Raw genomic sequence first — 19974 nt, 5'->3', positions numbered from 1 at the left:
AGAAGAGGCAGCCCCGGCGCGTGGGAGAGAGGGGCTTAGAAGCCGGATTTGATGCGCTCGAACTCCTTCAGCATCCGGGCCTCAAGCGCGGGATCGACCGCGTCGAAGAAGAGGCTGCCTTCAAAGAATTGATCAACGTCGTCAAAGCCATAGGTGGCGATCAGCTCTTGATCGGCGATCTCGAAAGCCTCGGCGTTGCCATGCGGGTAGCCCCAGCTTTCGATGATGTATTTGCCGCTTTCCTTGGCCGAGAGGGCGTTGAGCAGGTCATAGACCTGGTCGTCGGAGGCGGTGGAGGATTTGAGATGCACATAGCCACAGACCCAGGTCGCGATGCCCTTGTCCACGTCGCGCATCATCTTGGCGGGTGTGTCGTTCCAGATCAGGTTGAGCTCTGACTGGTTCCAGGCCCAGCCCATCTCCAATTCGCCGCTGGCCATGGCCTGATCCATCTGACCGGCGTCCGACCAGTAGAAACGCACGTTGGGATGGACCTTGCGGAGATAGTCCGAGGCCTCTTGGAACTGTTCGTCGCTCATCTTGGTGTAATCGGCGGCATTGCCCGTCGCCAGCGCCGCGAGCGCATAGGCCGAGGAGGCGGCGTCGGGGATGGCGACCTTGCCCTGATAGGCCGGATCGGCCAGCAATTGCAGGGAAATCGCGTCATCGGCGATCTTGTCGGTGCGGTAGATGAGCCCGGTGTTGCCCCATTCGAAGGGCATCATATAGACCTCGCCGTCGATCATGATGCCGTCGACCTCTTTGATCTGCGGCAAAAGCGCGTCCCAATGGTCGAGCTTGGCGGGGTCGAGCGGCTTGATCAGATCGGCGGCGACCCATTTGCGCACGGCGTCCGAGCAGGGGTGGGCGAGATCGGCGGTAAAGCCGGATTGCAGCTTGGTGAAGGCCTCTTCCTGGCTGCCGAAGAACGTGTAGGAGGGGGCTTCGTTATACTCCTCCATGTAGCTGCCGAAAAAGCCGGTATCCTCATATCCGGACCAGTCGAAGACGGTCAGATCCGCGCCGCCGGCGGTGGCTGTGAGCGGTGCCGAGGCCACGGAAAGCGCCAAGGCGCCGAGTGTCATTTTCTTCATTTTTTATCTCCCTGTTTTTGGTCTGTATTGCGACGGTATTCTAGCTGTCCCGTCCGAGGTCGATCACCGAAGCGCTCTGGACCCCGAGCCAGACGGCATCGCCGGGTTTGAAATCGATACTGTGAAAGTAATTTGGCACGGAGGCGGCGATGGGTGTTTCGACCCCGTCGAGCAGCACGCGGTAATGGATGTTCTCGCCATAGAAGGCGACGTCGCGCACGGTGCCCTTGGCGACGGCATCGTAATCGGCGGGCCGGTCGGCGGCGATTTCGAGCTGTTCGGGCCGGATGCCGACCAGCGCCTGGGCGCTGCGGGCGGTGACATTCGGGTTCTGGTCGATCCGCATCCGGCCAAAGCCGGGCATCGTCACGTCAAGCGCGCCGCTCGCGTCCTCTTTGGCATCGGCGGGCAGGAAGTTCATGCCGCCGATGAAATTCGCCACCGCCCGGTTGCGGGGCCGGGCATAGAGCACGTTGGGAGCGTCGACCTGCACCAGCTCGCCATTGAACATGACGCCGATCCGGTCGGACATGGTCATCGCCTCATATTGGTCATGGGTGACCATGACGAAGGTGATGCCGAGGCTTTGCTGCAGATGGCGCATCTCGAACTGCATCTGTTCGCGCAGGTTCTTGTCCAGCGCCGAGAGCGGTTCGTCCAGCAAGAGCACCTTGGGGCGCATCACGAGGGCGCGGGCGAGGGCCACGCGTTGACGCTGGCCGCCCGAAAGCTCGGTGGCGCGGCGCGATTGCAGCCCGCCCAGCTCGACCATGTCGAGCGCCTCGGAGACGCGCTGATCGATCTCGGTGCGGGCGATGCCACGGCCGCGCAGCCCGTAGGCCACGTTGTCGCCGACATTGAGATGCGGGAAGATGGCGTAGCTCTGAAAGACCATATTGGTCGGACGTTTGTTGGCGGGGATGTCGGACATGTCCTGCCCGTCGATCAGCACCTGTCCCGAGCTCGGCTCCTGAAACCCGGCGATCATCCGCAGCACCGTGGTCTTGCCACAGCCCGAGGGGCCGAGCAGCGAGAAGAATTCGCCCTGCCGCAGCGACAGCGAGACATTCGACACGGCAGTGAATTTGCCGAACCGCTTTTCCAGGTTCTGGAGGTCGATGATCGGGGTGTCGGACATGAAAACCTCAGGCTGATTTGGAGGAGGAACGGCGGCGGAAATATTCGGCAACGACAAGCAGCAGCACCGAGGCCAGCAGCAGCACAGAGCCGAGGGCCAGTGTGTTGGGCAGCTTGGCCGGGAAGCGGATCTGGCTCCAGATATAGACCGGCAGGGTCGGCTCGTTCCCGGAGAGGAAGAAGGCGAGCACGAACTCGTCAAAGCTCACCGTGAAGGTCACAAGAAAGCTCGACACGATGCCGGGGGCGACCACCGGCAGCGTCACCCGGCGGAAGGTTTCGAGCACGGTCGAACCGAGATCATAGGCCGCCTCTTCGAGCGAGGCGTCGAAATCGTCAAAGGCGGATTTCATGATCGAGACCGAGAACGGCAGGGCGAGGAAACTATGGCCGAGGATCACCGCGGTGAGCGAGGGTTTAAGCCCGATGGAGATGAAGAGCACCAGCATCGACGAGGCGACGATGATGCCGGGGATCACCAGCGGCAGCATGACGAGCCCTTCGGAGGCCTCTTTGCCGGGGAAGCGGTTGCGCACATAGGCGCGGGCCGCAAAAAGCCCCATGGAGGTGGCCAGAAGCGCAGTGGTGATGCCGACGATCAGGCTGTTGCCGAGCGCGTTCAGCAGCGTGTCCTGCGCGCCGAGCTGGCGATACCAGTCGAGCGTCCAACCCTTGATCGGAAAGGCCACGATGGTGCCATCGTTGAAGGAAAATAGCGGCAGCAGCAGCACCGGCAGGTAGAGGAAGGCCAAGTAGAGCGTGGTGTAGATCAGCAGGCCATTGGCGCGTTTCATCGGATGCGTCTCCCTGCTGCGGTGAGGCCCAGCGCGAAGACGAGGGCGACAAAGCCCACCGCCAGCATCGCCAGCAGCGACAGGGTCGCGCCGAGCGGCCAGTTGTTGGCGGCGCCGAACTGCACCTGAATGAGATTGGCGATCATCTTGCCATCCGAGCCGCCGACCAGCGAGGGGGTCACATAATCGCCCACGGTGGGGATGAAGATGATCAGGCTGGCGGCGATGATGCCGGGAATGGTCAGCGGCAGGGTGACGCGCAGGAACCGGGCGACCGCGCCATTGCCGAGATCGGTGGCGGCTTCGAGCAGGCTCGGGTCGATTTTCTGCAGCGAGACATAGATCGGCAGGATCGCGAAAGGGGCCCAGGCATGGGCGAGGGTCAGGACCACGGCGAATTCATTATAGAGCAGGAAGGTCAGCGGCTCGTCGATCATGCCGGTGACCATGAGGGCCGAATTCATCACCCCGTTAAAGCCGAGGATGAGCTTCCATGCGAAGACGCGGAGCAGGTAGCTCGACCAGAAGGGGATGGTGATGAGCAACAGCCAGAGCGTTTTCTTGCGGGCGCGGAAGGCGATGAAATAGGCGATCGGATAGGCGGTGAGCACGGTGGCCACGGTCACCGCGCCGGCAATCAGGATCGAGCGGATCATCAGATGCCGGACCAGCGGATCGGTCAGCGCCTCGCGGTAATTGGCCCAAGTGGGGGTGCGATCGATGCTCACATAGGTCTGGGTCCACATGGAATAGGCCACGAGGATGACCAGTGGCGCCGCAACCAGCAGCCCCACATAGAGCGTGGCCGGTGCAGCAAGGGTCAGGCCCCTGGAGGTGTCGCTTCGCAGTTTGAACATTTGTTCCCCGATCCGTCTGTCGCCGGGGAAATCCCCTAAATGGACGCTCGTCCATTAACCATTGCGCAGCGGGGTGCCTTGTGTCAATCTTCCTGTTACAGTGCCGATACATTTTCAGTGAGGCCGATGCCCAAGCTCATGAAAGATATGGAAAAGTCAGACGCCCCATCTCGCGGGCGCAGCGGCGGACGGCAGCCTGAGAAGAACCGGCAGCTGTTGATCGATGCCACGCTCGACACGATTGCGATCCACGGAATCACCGAAACCACCGTCAGCCGGATCATCGAGCGCGCCGCGCTGTCGCGCGGGATGATCCACCTGCATTTCGGCGGTAAGGACAATCTTCTCGTGGCGGCGGCGCAGGCGTTCAACGAGGCCTATTACGACGAGATGGAGCGGCAGATGACCGGGCTGCCCGACGCGCCGGCCGAGACCGTAATGGCGATTGTGCGGGCGGATCTGAGCGCCGAGCTGCTCAATGAACGCTCGGCCAAGATCTGGCATGCGTTCCGGGGGGTGGCGAGCGCCAACCCCGAGATCGCCCGGTTCAGCGACACCCGCGATTTCCGGCTGCGTCAGACCCTGCGGCAGGTGTTCGACCGGATCGCTGATGGCGAGGGCCATGCGGCGGACAGCCGGCTGGCGCGGGATGCGACCTATGGCACGCTGGTGATGATGGAGGGGATGTGGACCGACTTTCTCACCCATATGGACGCGTTCGATCGCACCGAGGCCGAGCGTATCGTGCGGCGGTTTTTGACGGGGCTGTTTCCCGACAGTTTCTAGTCGGTATCGCGTCGGTGCGGATGTTCGGGCGGCGCGTGGGCCGGGATGATCCGCATGGGGGTGTTTTGCCGGGGAGCCGAGGCCGGAGGCGGCGGGCTGTGGCGCGCGCACACCTTTCCCAAAATATCGCTTAAATTTTGACAGGTGCCATTTTGTCGCCACATTCGCATAGACATGATCGCACAACTAATGGGTGAATCTTGTGTGAGTGCTTAAAACAATAAAAAAAGCCGAGGCACAAAATGAAAATTCTGATCGTTGACGATCAGCCGCTCTTTCTGGAGCTGATGACGAAGTATCTGGGAAATCTGGGGTATTTCGACACGCACCCTTGCACGTCTGGCGAAGAAGCGCTGCGTGAGATTCGAAAGTCGGAGGTGCCGTTTGACTGCTGTCTGCTCGATATTCGGATGCCGGGAATGGATGGGATCACGCTCTGCCGGGCCATTCGGGCCGAGGCGGGCTATGACACCACGCCCATTCTCATGGTGACGGCGCTGTCGGATAAGGCGCATGTGGATCAGGCGTTCCGCAATGGGGCTAATGATTACCTGACCAAGCCGCTCGACAGTATCGAGCTCGGCGCGCGGATCCGTATGGCGCGGGCGCTCATCGAAGAGCGCCAGTCGGCGCTGCGGTTGCGCGATCAGATGGATCAGGTGGAGCGGGCCGAGAACACGCTCGGCTTTGGCGATCAGATCACCCTGGACGAGGGGCATAACACGCTGCCTTTCGCGGGGTTTGAAAACTATCTGCTGCGGCTCGGGCCTCTGCGCTTTGTGACGCAGGCGGTGGTCGGGCTGCATGTCAGCAATGCCTCGCAGATCTTTTTGCAATCTTCGCAATCGGAATTCGTCGATATCCTGCGCGAAGTGTCTTGCGCCATTGCCGAGAGCCTTGGCGACAGCCGGGCGATGCTGGCCTATGCCGGGGCCGGGGATTTTTGCGTGGTGCAGACAAAATCCGGTCGGCTCGTGAGTGAGCCCGAAGAGGCCGAAGTCATGGTCAATGACCGGATCGCACAGCGGCTCGCGGTGCTGGAGACCTGCGCCCTGCCGATGCCACGGGTGCAGATCGGGGCGGCGCAATCGAGCGGTGTCTTCGCGCGGGTCGATCCGGCGGAAATGGTCGCGCGGGCCATCTCTTCGGCGCGCGGGCAGGACGAGACGGCCAAGGCAGCGCGGTATGAGACCGAGGAGTATCGCCATGCGGGATGATCGCAAGATGACGGATATGCCTGCCGCGCTCAGCCAGGCCATCGCCGGGATGCGGCTCAGATTTATCGACACGATCGAAGAGAAAATCCTGCATCTCGAAGCCGCGCTGGCCGATCTGCGCAGCGGCAATGACCCGATTGAGGCGGCGCGCAAGATCGAAATGGCGTCGCATAGCCTCGCGGGGCTTGCGCCCAGCCTCGGTTTTGCCGACATAGGCGCGGCGGCGGTGACATCGGAAGTGGCCTGGTCCAAGGCGCTCGAAGAGCGTGACAGCGACCCGGCGCTGCAGGCCGCATTGGATGCGGTCGAAGCCCTGATGGACCGTCTCGAGGCCGAATTGCCGGAGTGACGCTCCGTCATGAGGAGGTTTAACCGGGTATTAGTGTATCTTCGCAAGAATACCTGACGAAGTCCCAATGCTCGTTCAGCGCGAGTGAATCACAAGGTCTTTGAGTGACAAGAGCGAGGTCAAATACCGGACGCGTGCCGTTCATAACGCCAGCAGCGATTGCTGGCGGGCTTTTGATCGCGCTGTTTCTCGGCGTGGCGATCTATCTGGCCGAGGATCGGCGGGCGACGGCGTCTCTCAAGGAAGAGCAGCAGAATGCCGCCCGGTTCCTCGAACGGTTGGGCGACAAGTTTGATCTCTACCTCCATGATCAGGAGTTGCGCGCGCGTGGTGTGGCGACGGCGCTCGAGCTTGATGAAAGCATTGATCAGACCCGATTCACCCATATTTCGAGCCGGTTTACCGAAAACGAACCGGCGATCCTGAACCTCGCCTATCTGATGGATGGGCGGATCGAGCTGGTGCATCCCTATGAGAGCAACAAGCAGGTTGTGGGGATCGATCTGCGTGAAAGGCCGCTGCAATATGCGGCGATCGAACGGGTGCAGCGGACCGGGATGACGGAATATCAGGGGCCGCTCATTCTGTTGCAGGGGCAGCCGGGTGTGTTGGTCCGGATGCCGGTGTCGCCCATTCAGGCCGACGGCGAGGGCACGCCGGTCACCCGGGTGGTGTCGCTGGTGCTTGATGCTGAGGCGCTGCTCGAGGCGGCGCTGGCGATGACGGTCATGGAAAACGCCGAGTGGGAAGGCTACCGGGTCGCGATCCGGTCCGACGAGGCGGGCAATGGCAGCCGCGAGGTGGTGATCGGCGATGCCGCCACGCTCGAGGCCGAGCCGCTGTCGCAAACCTCGGCGATGAAGGGGATGGCGCTCGATATTTACGCGGCGCCGATGGCCGGTTGGGGCAGCAAATACGAGCCGCATTGGGAAACCTATGTGAGCCTGTTCATCATGGCGGCGATGATCTGGGGCGCGGCGCTGGGGCTGCGGCAGCAAAATCTCGAACGCCGTCGGGCGCAGGTGCAGCTCAAACTGGCGGTGGACAGCCTGTCGGACGGGTTCATCCTGCTCGATGAAGAGTATCGTATGGTGCTGTTCAACCAGCCCTATCTCGATCTGCATGACAAGATTGCCGATGCGATCAAACCCGGGGTCTATTTCAAGGATATTCTGGCGCTCGGGATCGAGCGTGGCCAGTTCCCCGATGCGGTCGGGCGCGAGGAGGAATGGCTCGCCGAGCAGCTCAAACCGCCGGGCGAAGACGGCAATGATTTCGAAGTGGCCTTCAGCGGCGGGCGCTGGGTGCGGATCTATGAGAAGGGCACGCCGAATGGCGGTCTGGTCGGTCTGCGCAGCGATATCACGCGGCAGGTGGAAACCCGGTATCGGGCCGAAGTGGCGGAACAGCTGGCGCAGAAGTCCAAGGATCTTCTGATGACGGCGATCGAGACGCTGCCCGATGCCTTCGTGCTCTATGATGCCGAGGATCGGCTGGTGGTTTGCAACCGCAAATACAAGGAATTCTACAAGAAAAGCGCCGAGGCCATGGTGCCGGGCGCGCGGTTTGTCGATATCCTGCGCTTTGGGCTGCGGCATGGGCAATACCCGGAGGCGCTTGGCCGGGAAGAGGAATGGCTGGCGGACCGGATGGCGAGCCACCGGGCGGCGGATGACATCATCGAACAGCAGCTCGACGATGGGCGCTGTTTGCGCATCCTCGAGCGGCCGACGCCGGATGGCGGGCGGGTGAGCCTGCGGATGGATGTGACCGAGCTGGTGCAGAGCCGGGCGCGGGCGGAACAGGCCGAGCGGCGGCTGCGCGACGCGATCAACGCGATGCCGGCGGGGTTCTGGCTGACGGATGGCGATCGTCGCCTGACCATGTTCAACGATTATTATCTGTCCCTCTATGAGAAGAGCGCGCCGGCGATCAAGATCGGCGTCTCGGAGGAGGATGTGGTCGCCTATGGGCTCGAGCGGGGCGAATATCCGGAGGCGGTCGGGCGCGAGGAGGAATGGCTCGCGGCGCATCACAAGCGGATGGATGGCGGCGAATATCAGTGGGAATATCCGCTGCAGAACGGCCGCTGGGTGCGGTCCTATTCGCATCCGACCTCGGATGGCGGGCGGGTCGGCATCCGGGTCGACATCACCGAGTTGAAGAAGCAGGAAACGCAGCTTCTGTCGTCGAACGAGAAACTGCGCACCGCGCTGAGCGAACGTGACGCTGCCGAGAAACGGTTCTCGGATGTGGCGGAGATCAGCAACGACTGGTTCTGGGAACAGGATGCCGATCTGCGATTCACCTATATTTCCGAAGGGTTCGAGCGGCTGTTTGGCGGCGATACGCGCAAGAGCATCGGGATGAAAATCTCGGAGATCGTCGAGGCGCTCAGCGGGTTGAAAGAGGTGGCGGATTGGGAGCTGCTCTTTGCCGCGCAGGACCGGCGGGAGACCTTCCGCAATCTTGTCTATCCGGCGCTGAGCTCGGACCGGCAGCCGAAATGGATCCAGATCAGCGGCGTGCCCTTCTACGACGACAATGGCAATTTTGCCGGTTATCGCGGCGTCGGCACCGATATCACCGTGCTTTATAATGCGCTGCAGGAGGCGGAGGCCGCGAATGTGGCCAAGACCGATTTCCTCAATGTGATGAGCCATGAGCTGCGCACGCCGCTGACGGTTATCCTGGGCTATAACTCCTTCCTGGCCAAGCCGGAGCTCTTGACCTCGGTCAAGGAGCTGCGCGAGGCGGCCAGTGCCGGGGATTTGACTGCCACCGGCGCCATCGAACATCTGGAGGCGGTGCAGCGCGAGGTCGGGAAATACGCGGGCAAGATGGAAGATTCCGGCAAGCATCTGCTCAAGCTGATCAATGAAATGCTGGATCTGGCCAAGATCGATGCCGGCAAGCTCAAGATCGATCCGGTCGATCTTGAGCTCGAGCGGGTGGTGCGGTCGGTGCTCGATCAGTTCAGCAATGCGGCGCATGAGAAATCGGTCGATCTCGTCGGGGCGATCGGCGAGCTGAGCGTGTTTGCCGATGAAATGCGCCTGCGTCAGATCCTGATCAACCTTGTGGGCAATGCGCTCAAGTTCACCGACAAGGGGCAGATCCGGATCGAGGCCGAAGTGAAGGGCGCGGATGTGGCGATCCATGTGCGCGACAGCGGCTGTGGCATCCCGGCCAAGGAGCAGGCGCTGATCTTTGACCAGTTCAATCAGATCGATTCCTCGGCGAGCCGGGCCAAGGGCGGCACCGGGCTCGGCCTGACGATTTCGCGACGGTTGGTCGAGCTTCAGGGCGGGCGGATTTCGGTGACGAGCGAAGAGGGCAAGGGCAGCGTCTTTACCTTTACCCTGCCGATGGAAGAGCGAAAGCCCAGCGGCGACAGCGGCGCGGTGCCGACCAAGGTCGCCTGAGCCGGCGGGGCGCGCGCGCCGGTTTCGTGAGAAACTGCCTTATTTTCGCCGTTCTTTGATCAAACTGGGACCGTCTTCCCCCGGCATTTTAATCAAAAGAGATTGAACCGACCACTCGACTGTTGGGGTGCGAGTGCTTGGAAGCACAGGTTGGCAAATGAAAAGTTCTTTACGAGTATTCTGGGTCTTGAGTGGTGCCTTGTTCGTCACCGCCGCCATGTCCATCTTCACCTTCTTGAATCTGGTTCCGGCGGATCATTCCGGCTCGCTCTGGATGATCTACGCGGCCCATTGGGCGCTGATCATCGGGCTTCTGGTGGTGGCGTTTCGGCGCGGCAGCGAGACGATGCGCCTGCGGGAGCACCTGTTGAAAAGCCAGCAGGCAGAGCTGGCGTTTCGCGAAAAAGCCATCAATGAACATGCGATGATCCTGACCACCGATTCCGAGGGTAAGATCCTCAGCGTGAATGAGAATTTCACCAATGCCCTCGGCTTTCGCGCGAATGGGTTGCGGGGCTCGGAGCTGCGCCACTTTCTGGGCGCGGCGGACAGCGCCCCCTATGAGGCGATTGCCCGTCAGACCAATGGCGGCGATGTCTGGAGCGGCGATCTCGAGGTGCTGAGCGCGAGCGGCAAGCTGCGCATCCTGCGGACCACGGCGGTGCCGCTGTTCAGCACCGGGATGGGCCATCTCAAGACCATGTATTTCTGCAATGACGTGACCAAGCAGCGGAGCGGCGAGCAAGAGCGGCAATTGACCCGCTGCCTGCAGCTGCTGCCCGAGGATGTCTATCTCGTCGATATGGACTCGGGCAAAATCTTGTTCATGAACGATGCGGCGCTGCGTCGGATGCGCTGGCCGGAGGGCGAGTACCGGACCTATGGGGCCGACCGGCTGCCAGACCCGTTTGGGGCCGCAATTCGCGATCTTTGTGCGCAGGAGGCGCCGACGGATGCCTCCGAGACGCTGCAATTCCTGACCGAATGCCATGGCGTGGCGATGGAGGCCAATGTCCAGATCATCGAGACCGTCGATGGGCAAAAGCGTTTTGTGGCGGTGCTGCGCGATATTTCACAGAGGATGGAGGCCGAGGCCACGCGCCGGAACTTCATGTCGATGATGACCCATGAGCTGCGCACGCCGCTCACCTCGATCAAGGGCGCGGTGCAATTGCTGACCGCGGGGACGGCGGGGCCGCTCGAGCCGGGGGTGATGTCGCTGTTGCGGATTGCCGAGAACAATGGCGAGCGTCTGCTGGGGCTGGTGAATGACATTCTCGACCTGAGCAAGCTCGAGGCGGGCAAGATGGAATTTACCATGGGCCGGATGGATCTGCGGGCGCTGATCGATGAGGCCATCGAATCGGATGCGGGCTATGCCACGGGGCTGGGGGTCACGCTGCGCTGCAAATCGCCCGAGACGCCGCTTTGGGTGACGGGCGACAAGGGACGGCTGTTGCAGGTTCTGACCAATCTCATGTCCAACGCCGCCAAGTTTTCCGAGACCGGCAGCCAGGTCGAGATCAGTGCCCGCCCGAATGGCGACATGATCCGGGTGGCGATCAGCGACCGTGGTCCGGGCATTCCAGAGGCGGCGCGCGCGGGTCTCTTTGAGCCGTTCAAACAGGCGGGTGCCCAGGACAAGGGCCGCATCAAGGGCACGGGTCTGGGGCTCACCATCGTGAAGGCGATTGTCGAACATCACGATGGGCGGGTGGATTTCGTCAGCGAGCTTGGCAAGGGGACGACGTTTTACTTCGACCTTCCCCAATGCGCGCAATCCACGAAAACCCGTCAAAGCGCGCTGGACCACGCGGCGTAATCCTGTAAGTGTGAACCACAATTTGACTGGAATATGGGCCCGCAGTGGCAGCTCGGCCTGAATTTCGACGTGATTTCCCTGTATAGGGGTCATGAATATTCTTTGAGTTATCTAAGGATATGCTACTATGGGCGAAGTCGTAGACTTTAAGGTTCACATGACGGCACAGCGGTTTAAAAAAATTCTTCACGCCGAAGATGATCCGGATATTCGCGAGATTGCGCGGATGTCTCTCGAGATGATCGGTGGGTTTGAAATTCTTCAATGCGCTTCGGGCGAAGAGGTGTTGAAAGCGGCGAATGATTTCGCGCCGGATATGTTTCTCATGGATGTGATGATGCCGGGGATGGACGGGCGGGAATCTGTACGCCAGCTGCGGCAGAGTGCGAATTTCGCAGAGACGCCGGTGGTGTTCGTTACCGCCAAAGCGTCGAATGTGGATGTGGATCAGCTCAAGGAAGAGTTTGAAGCGGCGGTGATCACCAAGCCCTTCGATCCGATCACCTTGCCCGACCAGCTCAAGGAAATCTGGAGCCGGATGACGCCGGAACCTGCTGGCAGCTGATCTAGGCTGACAGGTGAGATTGATAGACCCCGCGCCCGATCAGGCGCGGGTTTCTTTTTGTGTCTCAGCTTGTGTCGCAGCTTGTGTGTCCGTCGCGGGCTGCGTGTCGGAAGCGGAGGCGTCATCGACAATCTCGGCATCGACGATGTCGGCCTCGGGGGCTGTCCCAGAACTGGTTGCGGCATCGGTCTCGGGGCTCTCGGCCTCGGGCTCAGCCTTGGGCGATTGGGCCGGTTCCTCGAGCGCGCCGACAATCAGCGGCAGCATCGCCACGCCGGTGGGCATGGCCGGGGCCGCGCCGGGGGCGTTGCGCCATTCGAGCGTGTCGACTGCGTGGCAATGGGCGCAGGTGGGGGCCCATTCATGGTGGATATGCTGGCAGTTCTCGCAGATCCATTGCGGGCCGCGCGCGGCGGCGACGGCGCGGGCGAGCCAGCCTTTGACCACCGTGTCATTGGCGCCAGCGCCGCGTTCGATGGCGGCCATGATGGTCAGCGAGCGGGCGTCGGGCGCGGTTTCGGCGAGGGTGCCGAGGGCGCGGCGGGCGGCGGGGAAATCCTCGGCCGCGATTTGCAGCTCGGCCTCGACGAGCTTGGCCTCGGGGTGATCGGGCGAGAGTTTGAACAGTTTGGCAAAGCGTTTGAGGCGCTGGTCCGGGGTTTCATCCGGCTCGATCGCGGCATAGGCGGCGGCGAGATCGGGGTGCGGCTGGCTCTCCCAGGCTTTGCGGATGACCCGCGTAGCATAGCGTTTAGAGCCGTCCTCGATATAGGCCTGCGCGGCCATGACGGCGGCGGGGACGAGATGCGGCGACAGGCGGTTGGCCTCGATCGCGGTCTCCTTGGCCTCGATCGTGCTGTTCTCGGCGGCGATGTCGCGGGCCTCGGCGAGGGCGAGGATTGCGTCGCGGCGACGGTGCAGATCGCGCGGCAGGCTACCGTGCTTGAGCTTGGCGTTGAGCGTGGCGCGGGCGCCTTTCCAATCAGCCTGACCGGCCTGAAGCTGCAGCAGCGTGTCCTGCACCTCTTCGTGGGTCGGTTTCAAGCCAAAGGCGGTTTCGGCCAGTTTGAGCGCGGTGTCGGTGTCGCCTTCTTCGATCTTTTGCTTGAGCAGGCCACGGACGCCGACAAAGCGGGTCTTGTCGTCCTTGAGCAGGCGTTTGTAGACCTCTTCGGCGGTGCGACGGTCGCCGGTGAGCTCGGCCGCTTGGGCGGTGAGCAGGTTGGTCAGCTCGGGTTTGTGAAGGTATTTCTCGGCCCGGGCGGCGCGGGACATTGCGAGTTTGCCCTCGCCCGAGGCCAGCGCCATCATGCCTTCGGTCAGGGCGCGATAGCCCTTTTCCTGCCGGTTGCGGTCGAAATAGCGCGACATGGCGGTTTCGTCGCCATTGATGAAGCGCAGCAGGGCGACCAGCAGCGCGCCGAGTTTGAGCAGCAGCCAGAGCATCAACAAGAGCAGCGCCAGCGTGATGATCGCGTTGAGCGGCGTCAGGTTGACCTCATAGCCGGCCATGACGATTCGCACGCCGCCTTCGAGGCTCAGCAGATGCATGGCGGCAAAGCTGGCGGCCAGGATGAGGCCAAGGAAAACAACGATCTTGATCACGGACCAAAGCATGAATGCGCCCTTTCGGCGTTAGTTGAGCTGCGCGCCGAGCGTGTCGGCGGCTTGGGTGGCGGTCAGGCGGGTCTGGGCCTGGTCGACCCAGCCGGCAATCTCGGCCTGGGCGGGATCGGGAAGGGCGGCGAGCTCTTCCAGCGTGGCGGCCAGTTGCCCGTCGCGGAGGGCGGCCTCGGCGCGCGAGAGGATGGCGTCGGGGTCGTTGCCTTCGCGCGGTTCGAGCGAGCGGACACCGAGCTGTGAGTTCAGGAAGCCGAGCACGCCCGAGCCTGCATGGGCGTCGGGATCGGCGCGGCGGGCGGCCTCAAGGGCGCGGCGGGCGGCGTCCGGGAAGCTTGTTTGCAGGGCCGCGAGGGTCGGCGCGCCGCTGTTTGCGATGGCTTGGAGGTCGCTGGGGATCTCCTGCCCGGTGTTGGCGAGATCGTCGAGCGCCTCGGCGAAGGGGCTGCCATTGTCGAGCGCGGTGCGGACGCGGGTGAGGGCGGCGCGGCGGAGGGTGTCGCGGGCGGCGGTGCGGGCCTGGTCGTCTTTTTGGGCGGCTTCGGCGAGGAGGCGGTCCATTTCTTCGCGGAGCTTTTGCAGCTCGTCGGAGGAGACGGCTTCGCCCGCCGGGGCGGCGCGTTGGGCGAGGGTTTCGGCGGCGGCGAGACGGTCGCCAAGGGCCGAAAGCTGGGCCTCGATATCGGTGATCTGATCGGGGCTGACGGTCTCGGGCTGGGCCGAGGCCATGTCCGCAAGCTGTTGGGATAGCGCGGAAATTTCCTTGTCCTGCTCGGCGAGGCGGGTTTCGAGACGGCTCAGGGCCTCGTCATCGCCCTTGGGCAGAAGGCCGAGTTGCGGCAACAGGAGATAGGCGGCCAAGGCCCCGACCAGAGCGGCGGTGACGCCGCCGAAAAAGAGCGCGCCGAAGCCCGCGCCGCCACCGGTTTCAGAGGCGGGAGGCGTCGGGGTGGGCGGGGGTGTGGCCGCAGATTTCGACGTCGGTATCTCGTCGGTATTTCGACTGTTTTGCGACGGTGCGTTTTTGGCGCTGTCCGCCGGTTTGTCAGCGGGCGTTTCGGCGGCTTTGTCGGCAGGTTTCGCCGTGTCAGATTTGACGGGTTCCGATTTCACCGGGTCCGGCTTGCCGGTCGCGGGCTTGGCGGCGGTGTCGGGCTTTTTGCTCGTGTCTGGCGTTTCCGGCTTGGCAGACGCGTCAGGCTTTGCGCTGGTCGCAGCTTTGGCGGCAGGCTCAGGCTTGGCGGCCTCGGGCTTTGCGGCCTCAGGCTTGGCGTCGGATTTGGTAGTGGCCCCGGTAGTGGCCGCGGTTTTGGCCCCAGTTTTGGCCTCGGGTTTGGCTTCGGGTTTGGAAGCGGCTTTGGCGGCCGTGTCCTCGTCGCGTTTCGAGTTCTTCTTGTCACTGGACACTTAGCTCACCCTCTCTGCGCGGACGCGTTTTGTTAACCACCCTAAGCCACCTTACTGTGGCGAATTTTCTCCCTCAACCCGCTTCGCGATTTCCCACGCGGCGGGCAGCGCCATCAGTATCGCCTCGGCATCGGGCCGGTCGGCGACGATCACGGCACGGGCCGCACCGCGCGGCACGCGCGCCGCGACCGCGTTGCTGAGTGCAAGCACGACGAGCGGCGCCCGGGCGGCGGCGTCTTGGAAGAATATGTGGCAAGTGCGGGGGGAGAAAAGGGGCAAAATCACCGCAGTCTCCCCTTCGAGGAGGGTTCGGGCCTCGGCGGTGAGCGGGCGCTGATGCTGATGATAGACCGCGTGATCGAGCGCCGCATGGCCCATGGCGCGCAGCGCTGCCGCCACATCGCAGGCCATGTGATTGCCATGCAGATGCAGCGCCGGGGTGGGCGGCGGCGAGTGTTTGAAATGGTCGAGAAGATGCGCGGCATCGGGGGCGACATGGCGCAGATCATGGCCCGCCGCGCGGGCCAGCGCGCCCAGTTTCGGCCCGACCACCCAGAGCGGCAGGCCGAGAGGGGCGGCAAACAGCGCGTGTTTCGACGTCAGGATCAGGCTCATCGCATCGCCGGGATCGGGGATGGCGAGGGGTTCGATCTCGATCAGGGGGGCGCGGACCACCGGCACATCAGCGCCGAGCACATGGCGGGCGTCGCGGGCAAATTCCACGTCGTCGGGGCTGGGCCGTGTGATCAGCAGGCTGGGGGCCATGTCACCTCCGTGACGGTTGTTTGCGCGTCGTCCCGGTGTTACCTGCCATGGGACAAGACCGCAACGGGCAGACCGATGAGCGACACCACGACCATACTCGGAATTGAGAGCAGTTGCGACGACACTGCGGCGGCGATTGTGCGCGTCGGCGGGGCTGTGCCGGAGATCCTGTCATCGGTGGTCGATGGGCAGACGGAGCTGCATGATGCCTATGGCGGTGTTGTGCCCGAGATTGCGGCGCGCGCCCATGCCGAGAAGGTCGATCTCTGCGTGCGCGCGGCGCTCGATACGGCGGGGATTGGCCTTGGTCAGGTGGATGCGGTGGCGGTGACCGCCGGTCCGGGGCTTATTGGCGGGGTGATGTCGGGGGTCATGTGCGCCAAGGGGATTGCCGCCGGGGCGGGGCTGCCTCTGATCGGGGTGAACCATCTGGCGGGGCATGCGCTGACGCCGCGGCTCACCGATGCGGTGGAGTATCCTTATCTCATGCTGCTGGTGTCGGGCGGGCATTGTCAGTTCCTTCTCGTCGAGGGGGCGGAAGAGTTCACCCGGCTCGGCGGCACGATCGACGATGCGCCGGGCGAGGCCTTTGACAAGGTGGCGCGGCTCTTGGCCTTGCCGCAGCCGGGCGGGCCGTCGGTCGAGGCGGAGGCGGCGCTTGGCGATGCGGCGCGGTTCAAGCTGCCGCGGCCTCTATTGGATCGGCCGGGCTGTGACATGTCGTTCTCCGGGTTGAAGACCGCCGTGCTGCGCGCCCGCGATGGCGAGATGCAGGAGGGCCGTCTGTCGCGCCGGGTGCGGGCCGATATCTGCGCGGGGTTTCAGGCCTCGGTTTGCGATGTGCTGGGGGAAAAGACGCGGCGGGCGCTGGAGATTTATCTGGAACAAGCGCCGGCGCGCCCGGTTCTGGCGGTGGCGGGCGGGGTGGCGGCCAATGGGCCCATTCGCGCCCGGCTCATGCAGGTGGCCGAGGCGGCGGGGGCCGCGTTTGTCGCGCCGCCCTTGCGGCTCTGCACCGATAATGCGGCGATGATCGCCTATGCGGGGGCCGAGCGGTTTGCGCGCGGGCATCGCGATGGGATGGATCTGGCGGCGCGGCCACGCTGGCCGCTCGACAAGGCGAGCCCGGCGATGCTCGGCTCTGGCAAGAAGGGGGCCAAGGCATGATCGGAGTGATGGGGGCCGGTGCGTTCGGCACGGCGCTGGCGGTGTCGCTGGCGGCGAAAGGCCCGGTGGTGCTGGCGGCGCGGACCGAGGCGCAGGCGGAGGACATCCGGCAAGCGGGCGAGGTGGCGCGGCTGCCCGGTGTGACATTGCCCGAGGCGGTGCAGGTCGGGGCGGGCGTTGCGGCGCTGGCCGGTTGCGACATCATCTTGCTGGCGGTGCCGACCCAGAAGCTGCGTGCGATGCTCATGGACGCGGGCGGGGTGTTTGACGCCAAGACGCTTGTCGCCACCTGCAAGGGGGTCGAGCAGGGCAGTCAGAAGAGCCCGTCGCAGGTCATTGCCGAGGTCTGTCCCGAGGCCATGGTGGCGGTGCTCACCGGGCCGAGCTTTGCCGCCGATATTGCGCGGGGGCTGCCGACGGCGCTGACGCTCGCCTGTGCCGACCGGGCGGCGGGCAAGGCGTTGCAAGAGGCGCTCAGCGTGGCGCATCTTCGGCTCTATCGGAGCGAGGATGTGACCGGGGCCGAGCTTGGCGGGGCGCTCAAGAATATCATCGCGATTGCCTGCGGCGCGGCGGTGGGCGCGGGGCTTGGCGAGAGTGCGCGGGCAGCGCTCATGACGCGGGGCTATGCCGAGATGGCGCGGATGGCCGAGGCGATGGGGGCGCGGGCCGAGACGCTTGCCGGGCTGTCGGGCTTTGGCGATCTGGCGCTCACCTGCACGTCGGAACAGTCGCGCAACCTGCGCTATGGGCTGGCGCTTGGCCGCGGCGAGACGTTCGACAGCGGCGTCACGGTGGAGGGCGCGGCGAGCGCGCCGGCGGTGGTGGCGCGGGCCGAGGCGCTCGGCATCGAGATGCCGATCACGCGGGTCGTCGTCGGCCTCGTGTCGGGACAATTGCGCGTCGCCGGTGCGATGGATATGTTGCTCTCACGACCATTGAAGGAAGAAAAATGCTGATCGCTCTTATTGGCCGGGACAAGCCCGGTGCGTTGCAGGTGCGGCTCGACAATCGGGCGGATCATGTGGAGTATCTCAAGTCGTCCGGGGCGGTGAGCCAGGCCGGTCCGCTTCTTGATGAGGCGGGGGAGATGTGCGGCTCGCTCGTGGTGCTCGATGTGGCGGATATGGCAGAGGCCGAGGCCTGGGCGGCGGCGGATCCCTATGCCAAGGCGGGGCTCTTTGCGTCGGTCGAGCTCGTCCCGTGGAAGAAGGTCATCTGATGCGCTACTGGCTGTTCAAGTCGGAGCCTGCGACCTGGAGCTGGGAGGACCAGCAGGCCAAGGGAGAGGCGGGCGAGGAATGGGACGGCGTGCGCAATTACCAGGCGCGCAATTTCATGCGCGAGATGGCGGTGGGGGATCGCGGGTTCTTCTACCATAGCCAGACGGAAAAGGCGGTGGTGGGCATTGTCGAGGTGATCGCCGAGGCCCATCCCGACAGCACGAGCGATGATCCGCGCTGGGAGTGTGTCGATATCCGGGCGGTGGCGCCGGTGGCGCGGGCGGTGACGCTCGACGAGATCAAGGCAGAGCCGCGGCTGGCGGAGATGGCGCTGTTGCGGCAATCGCGCCTGTCGGTGCAGCCGGAGCGCGAGGCGGAATGGCGGATCGTCTGCGAGATGGCCGGGGTGGCGCCCTGAGCCGGTAAGACAGGGCGCGGCATCTGTGCTAGGATGGGGCGGAGGGACGCCCCATGAAAGATCGCTATGATAACTCAATCTCGACCGGATCAGCGCGGGCGCGGGATGCCTATGTTCGCGGGCTGGATCGGTTTCTCGGGGCGGAGCTGGGTGTCGAAGAGGCGCTGAGCGAGGCCATCGCGGAAGACCCGGATCTGGCGCTGGCCCATGTCACGCTGGGCCGGTATCGGCAGGTGATGGGGGACCGGGCGGGGGCGCAGGCGGCGATGGAGGCGGCCCGGGGCTGTGGTCGCGAGCTCAGCCCGCGCGAGGCCGGGCAGGTGGCTATTTTCGACATGTTGATCGCCGGCAAGACGGCGGCGGGCTATGAGGCGGCACGGGCGCAGCTGCGGGAGTTTCCGCGCGATGTGCTGACGGCGCAGGCCTGTCTCGGGGCGCTGGGGCTCATCGGGTTCAGCGGCCGGGCCGGGCGCGAGGCGGAGAACCTGGCGCTCGCCGAAGAGCTGGCCCCGGCCTATGGCGCGGATTGGTGGCATCAGGGGCTCTTGGCCTTTGCCCAGCTCGAGACCGGGCAGCTCGATCGGGCCGAGGGCAATATCACCGCCTCGCTGGCGGGCAATTCCCGCAATGCCCATGCCGCGCATATCCGCTCGCATCTGTTCTATGAGCGGGGCGAGACCGACGCGGGCTATGGGTTCATCACCGCGTGGCGGCAGGGCTATGACCGCCGCGCCCAGATGCATTGTCATATCTCGTGGCATATCGCGCTCTGGGCATTGGAACGTGGCGATGTGGACGAGATGTGGCGGATCATCGACCGTGATGTCGATCCGCGCCAGAGCTCTGGCCCGCCGATCAATGTGGTGAGCGATCTGGCGGCGGTGCTCTACCGGGCCGAGATGGCCGGGGTCGAGGTGCCGCAGGCGCGCTGGCAGGTGATCGCGGATTACACGGCGGCGCATTTCCCGAAGCCGGGGCTGGGCTTTGCCGATATGCATGGGGCGCTGTCCTATGCGATGGCGGGGCGGCCGGAGGCGCTCGACCGGATCATCCAAGGCGCCAAGGGGCCGGCAGCCGATCTGGTGCGCGACCTGGCCGAGGCCTTCGGGGCGCTGGCGGCGCAGGATTGGGAGCGGGCGGATCATCTGCTCACCCGGAGCCTCGCCGATCATGCCCGGATCGGGGGTAGCCGGGCGCAGCGCGATTTGATCGAGTTTGCCTCGCTCATGGTGCTGTTGCGGCTGGGGCGGAAGCGGGAGGCGCGCCGCCAATTGGCGATGCACCGGCCCCGGATCGCGCTGCGCAATTCGCTGGCCGGGATGTGAGGC

At 64.1% G+C, this 19974-nt stretch carries 18 protein-coding genes; 11 read left to right on the top strand and 7 right to left on the bottom strand.

The window, feature by feature from the left end; all coding sequences use genetic code 11:
- Nucleotides 1-35: 35 nt before the first annotated feature.
- The 4 genes from ISM_RS04765 to ISM_RS04750 are packed head-to-tail and all read right to left on the bottom strand — an operon-like array spanning nt 36 to nt 3882.
- The gene (locus ISM_RS04765) at nt 36-1094 is read right to left on the bottom strand and encodes an ABC transporter substrate-binding protein (RefSeq protein WP_009812987.1); all 1059 of its coding nucleotides are present in this window, start codon (nt 1092-1094) and stop codon (nt 36-38) included.
- A 40-nt stretch (nt 1095-1134) separates the two neighbouring features.
- Nucleotides 1135-2232 (bottom strand): ABC transporter ATP-binding protein, encoded by a 1098-nt coding sequence (locus ISM_RS04760; protein WP_009812986.1) that lies wholly within the window; start codon nt 2230-2232, stop codon nt 1135-1137.
- Nucleotides 2233-2239: 7 nt separating this feature from the next.
- Entirely contained in the window at nt 2240-3025 is a 786-nt protein-coding gene (locus ISM_RS04755; protein ID WP_009812985.1) for an ABC transporter permease, read from the bottom strand.
- The gene (locus ISM_RS04750) at nt 3022-3882 is read right to left on the bottom strand and encodes an ABC transporter permease (protein WP_009812984.1); all 861 of its coding nucleotides are present in this window, start codon (nt 3880-3882) and stop codon (nt 3022-3024) included. Before ISM_RS04750 ends, ISM_RS04755 begins: the two co-directional genes overlap by 4 nt.
- 147 nt (nt 3883-4029) lie before the next feature.
- Between ISM_RS04750 and ISM_RS04745 the strand changes: the two genes are divergently transcribed.
- The 6 genes from ISM_RS04745 (at nt 4030) to ISM_RS04720 (ending at nt 12046) form a co-directional block, all read left to right on the top strand.
- Nucleotides 4030-4668, top strand: coding sequence for a TetR family transcriptional regulator C-terminal domain-containing protein (locus ISM_RS04745; protein ID WP_040618325.1), 639 nt, complete (start codon nt 4030-4032; stop codon nt 4666-4668).
- Between the two features lie 242 nt (nt 4669-4910).
- On the top strand, nt 4911-5885 hold the full coding sequence (locus tag ISM_RS04740; protein ID WP_009812982.1) for a response regulator: 975 nt from the start codon (nt 4911-4913) through the stop codon (nt 5883-5885).
- Entirely contained in the window at nt 5875-6234 is a 360-nt protein-coding gene (locus tag ISM_RS18375) for an Hpt domain-containing protein (RefSeq protein WP_009812981.1), read from the top strand. Before ISM_RS04740 ends, ISM_RS18375 begins: the two co-directional genes overlap by 11 nt.
- 134 nt (nt 6235-6368) lie before the next feature.
- Nucleotides 6369-9659 (top strand): PAS-domain containing protein, encoded by a 3291-nt coding sequence (locus ISM_RS04730; protein ID WP_156783314.1) that lies wholly within the window; start codon nt 6369-6371, stop codon nt 9657-9659.
- Nucleotides 9660-9894: 235 nt separating this feature from the next.
- Complete coding sequence (locus ISM_RS17680) at nt 9895-11481, top strand: PAS domain-containing sensor histidine kinase (protein WP_217622864.1); 1587 nt, start codon at nt 9895-9897, stop codon at nt 11479-11481.
- A 127-nt stretch (nt 11482-11608) separates the two neighbouring features.
- Entirely contained in the window at nt 11609-12046 is a 438-nt protein-coding gene (locus tag ISM_RS04720) for a response regulator (protein ID WP_254655647.1), read from the top strand.
- A gap of 39 nt (nt 12047-12085) precedes the next feature.
- Here the strand turns inward: ISM_RS04720 and ISM_RS04715 are convergent, their stop codons facing one another.
- From ISM_RS04715 to ISM_RS17670, 3 genes are read right to left on the bottom strand one after another with little or no spacing between them, the layout of a single operon-like run.
- Nucleotides 12086-13663, bottom strand: coding sequence for a heme biosynthesis protein HemY (locus ISM_RS04715; RefSeq protein ID WP_009812977.1), 1578 nt, complete (start codon nt 13661-13663; stop codon nt 12086-12088).
- Nucleotides 13664-13681: 18 nt separating this feature from the next.
- Nucleotides 13682-15073 carry a COG4223 family protein gene (locus ISM_RS18165; protein ID WP_009812976.1) on the bottom strand — a complete coding sequence of 464 codons (1392 nt, stop codon included), beginning with the start codon at nt 15071-15073 and terminating at the stop codon, nt 13682-13684.
- 51 nt (nt 15074-15124) lie between these two features.
- Nucleotides 15125-15838 carry a uroporphyrinogen-III synthase gene (locus ISM_RS17670; RefSeq protein WP_009812975.1) on the bottom strand — a complete coding sequence of 238 codons (714 nt, stop codon included), beginning with the start codon at nt 15836-15838 and terminating at the stop codon, nt 15125-15127.
- Between the two features lie 75 nt (nt 15839-15913).
- Here ISM_RS17670 and tsaD point away from each other — a divergent pair, with 75 nt between their 5' ends.
- From tsaD to ISM_RS04680, 5 genes are read left to right on the top strand one after another with little or no spacing between them, the layout of a single operon-like run.
- A complete protein-coding gene (tsaD, locus tag ISM_RS04700; protein ID WP_009812974.1) occupies nt 15914-17005 on the top strand; it encodes a tRNA (adenosine(37)-N6)-threonylcarbamoyltransferase complex transferase subunit TsaD in 1092 nt (363 codons plus the stop codon).
- Nucleotides 17002-17964, top strand: a complete 963-nt coding sequence (locus ISM_RS04695) for an NAD(P)H-dependent glycerol-3-phosphate dehydrogenase (RefSeq protein ID WP_009812973.1) — start codon at nt 17002-17004, stop codon at nt 17962-17964. The genes tsaD and ISM_RS04695 overlap by 4 nt, the downstream gene beginning before the upstream one ends.
- Nucleotides 17958-18227, top strand: coding sequence for a YciI family protein (locus ISM_RS04690; protein ID WP_009812972.1), 270 nt, complete (start codon nt 17958-17960; stop codon nt 18225-18227). Before ISM_RS04695 ends, ISM_RS04690 begins: the two co-directional genes overlap by 7 nt.
- Nucleotides 18227-18646 (top strand): EVE domain-containing protein, encoded by a 420-nt coding sequence (locus tag ISM_RS04685; protein WP_009812971.1) that lies wholly within the window; start codon nt 18227-18229, stop codon nt 18644-18646. Before ISM_RS04690 ends, ISM_RS04685 begins: the two co-directional genes overlap by 1 nt.
- Nucleotides 18647-18699: 53 nt before the next feature.
- The gene (locus ISM_RS04680; protein ID WP_009812970.1) at nt 18700-19971 is read left to right on the top strand and encodes a tetratricopeptide repeat protein; all 1272 of its coding nucleotides are present in this window, start codon (nt 18700-18702) and stop codon (nt 19969-19971) included.
- The last annotated feature ends 3 nt before the right edge of the window (nt 19972-19974 follow it).

Source organism: Roseovarius nubinhibens ISM, from assembly GCF_000152625.1.
Lineage (GTDB): Bacteria > Pseudomonadota > Alphaproteobacteria > Rhodobacterales > Rhodobacteraceae > Roseovarius > Roseovarius nubinhibens.
This window is presented reverse-complemented; position numbering and strand designations above follow the sequence as displayed.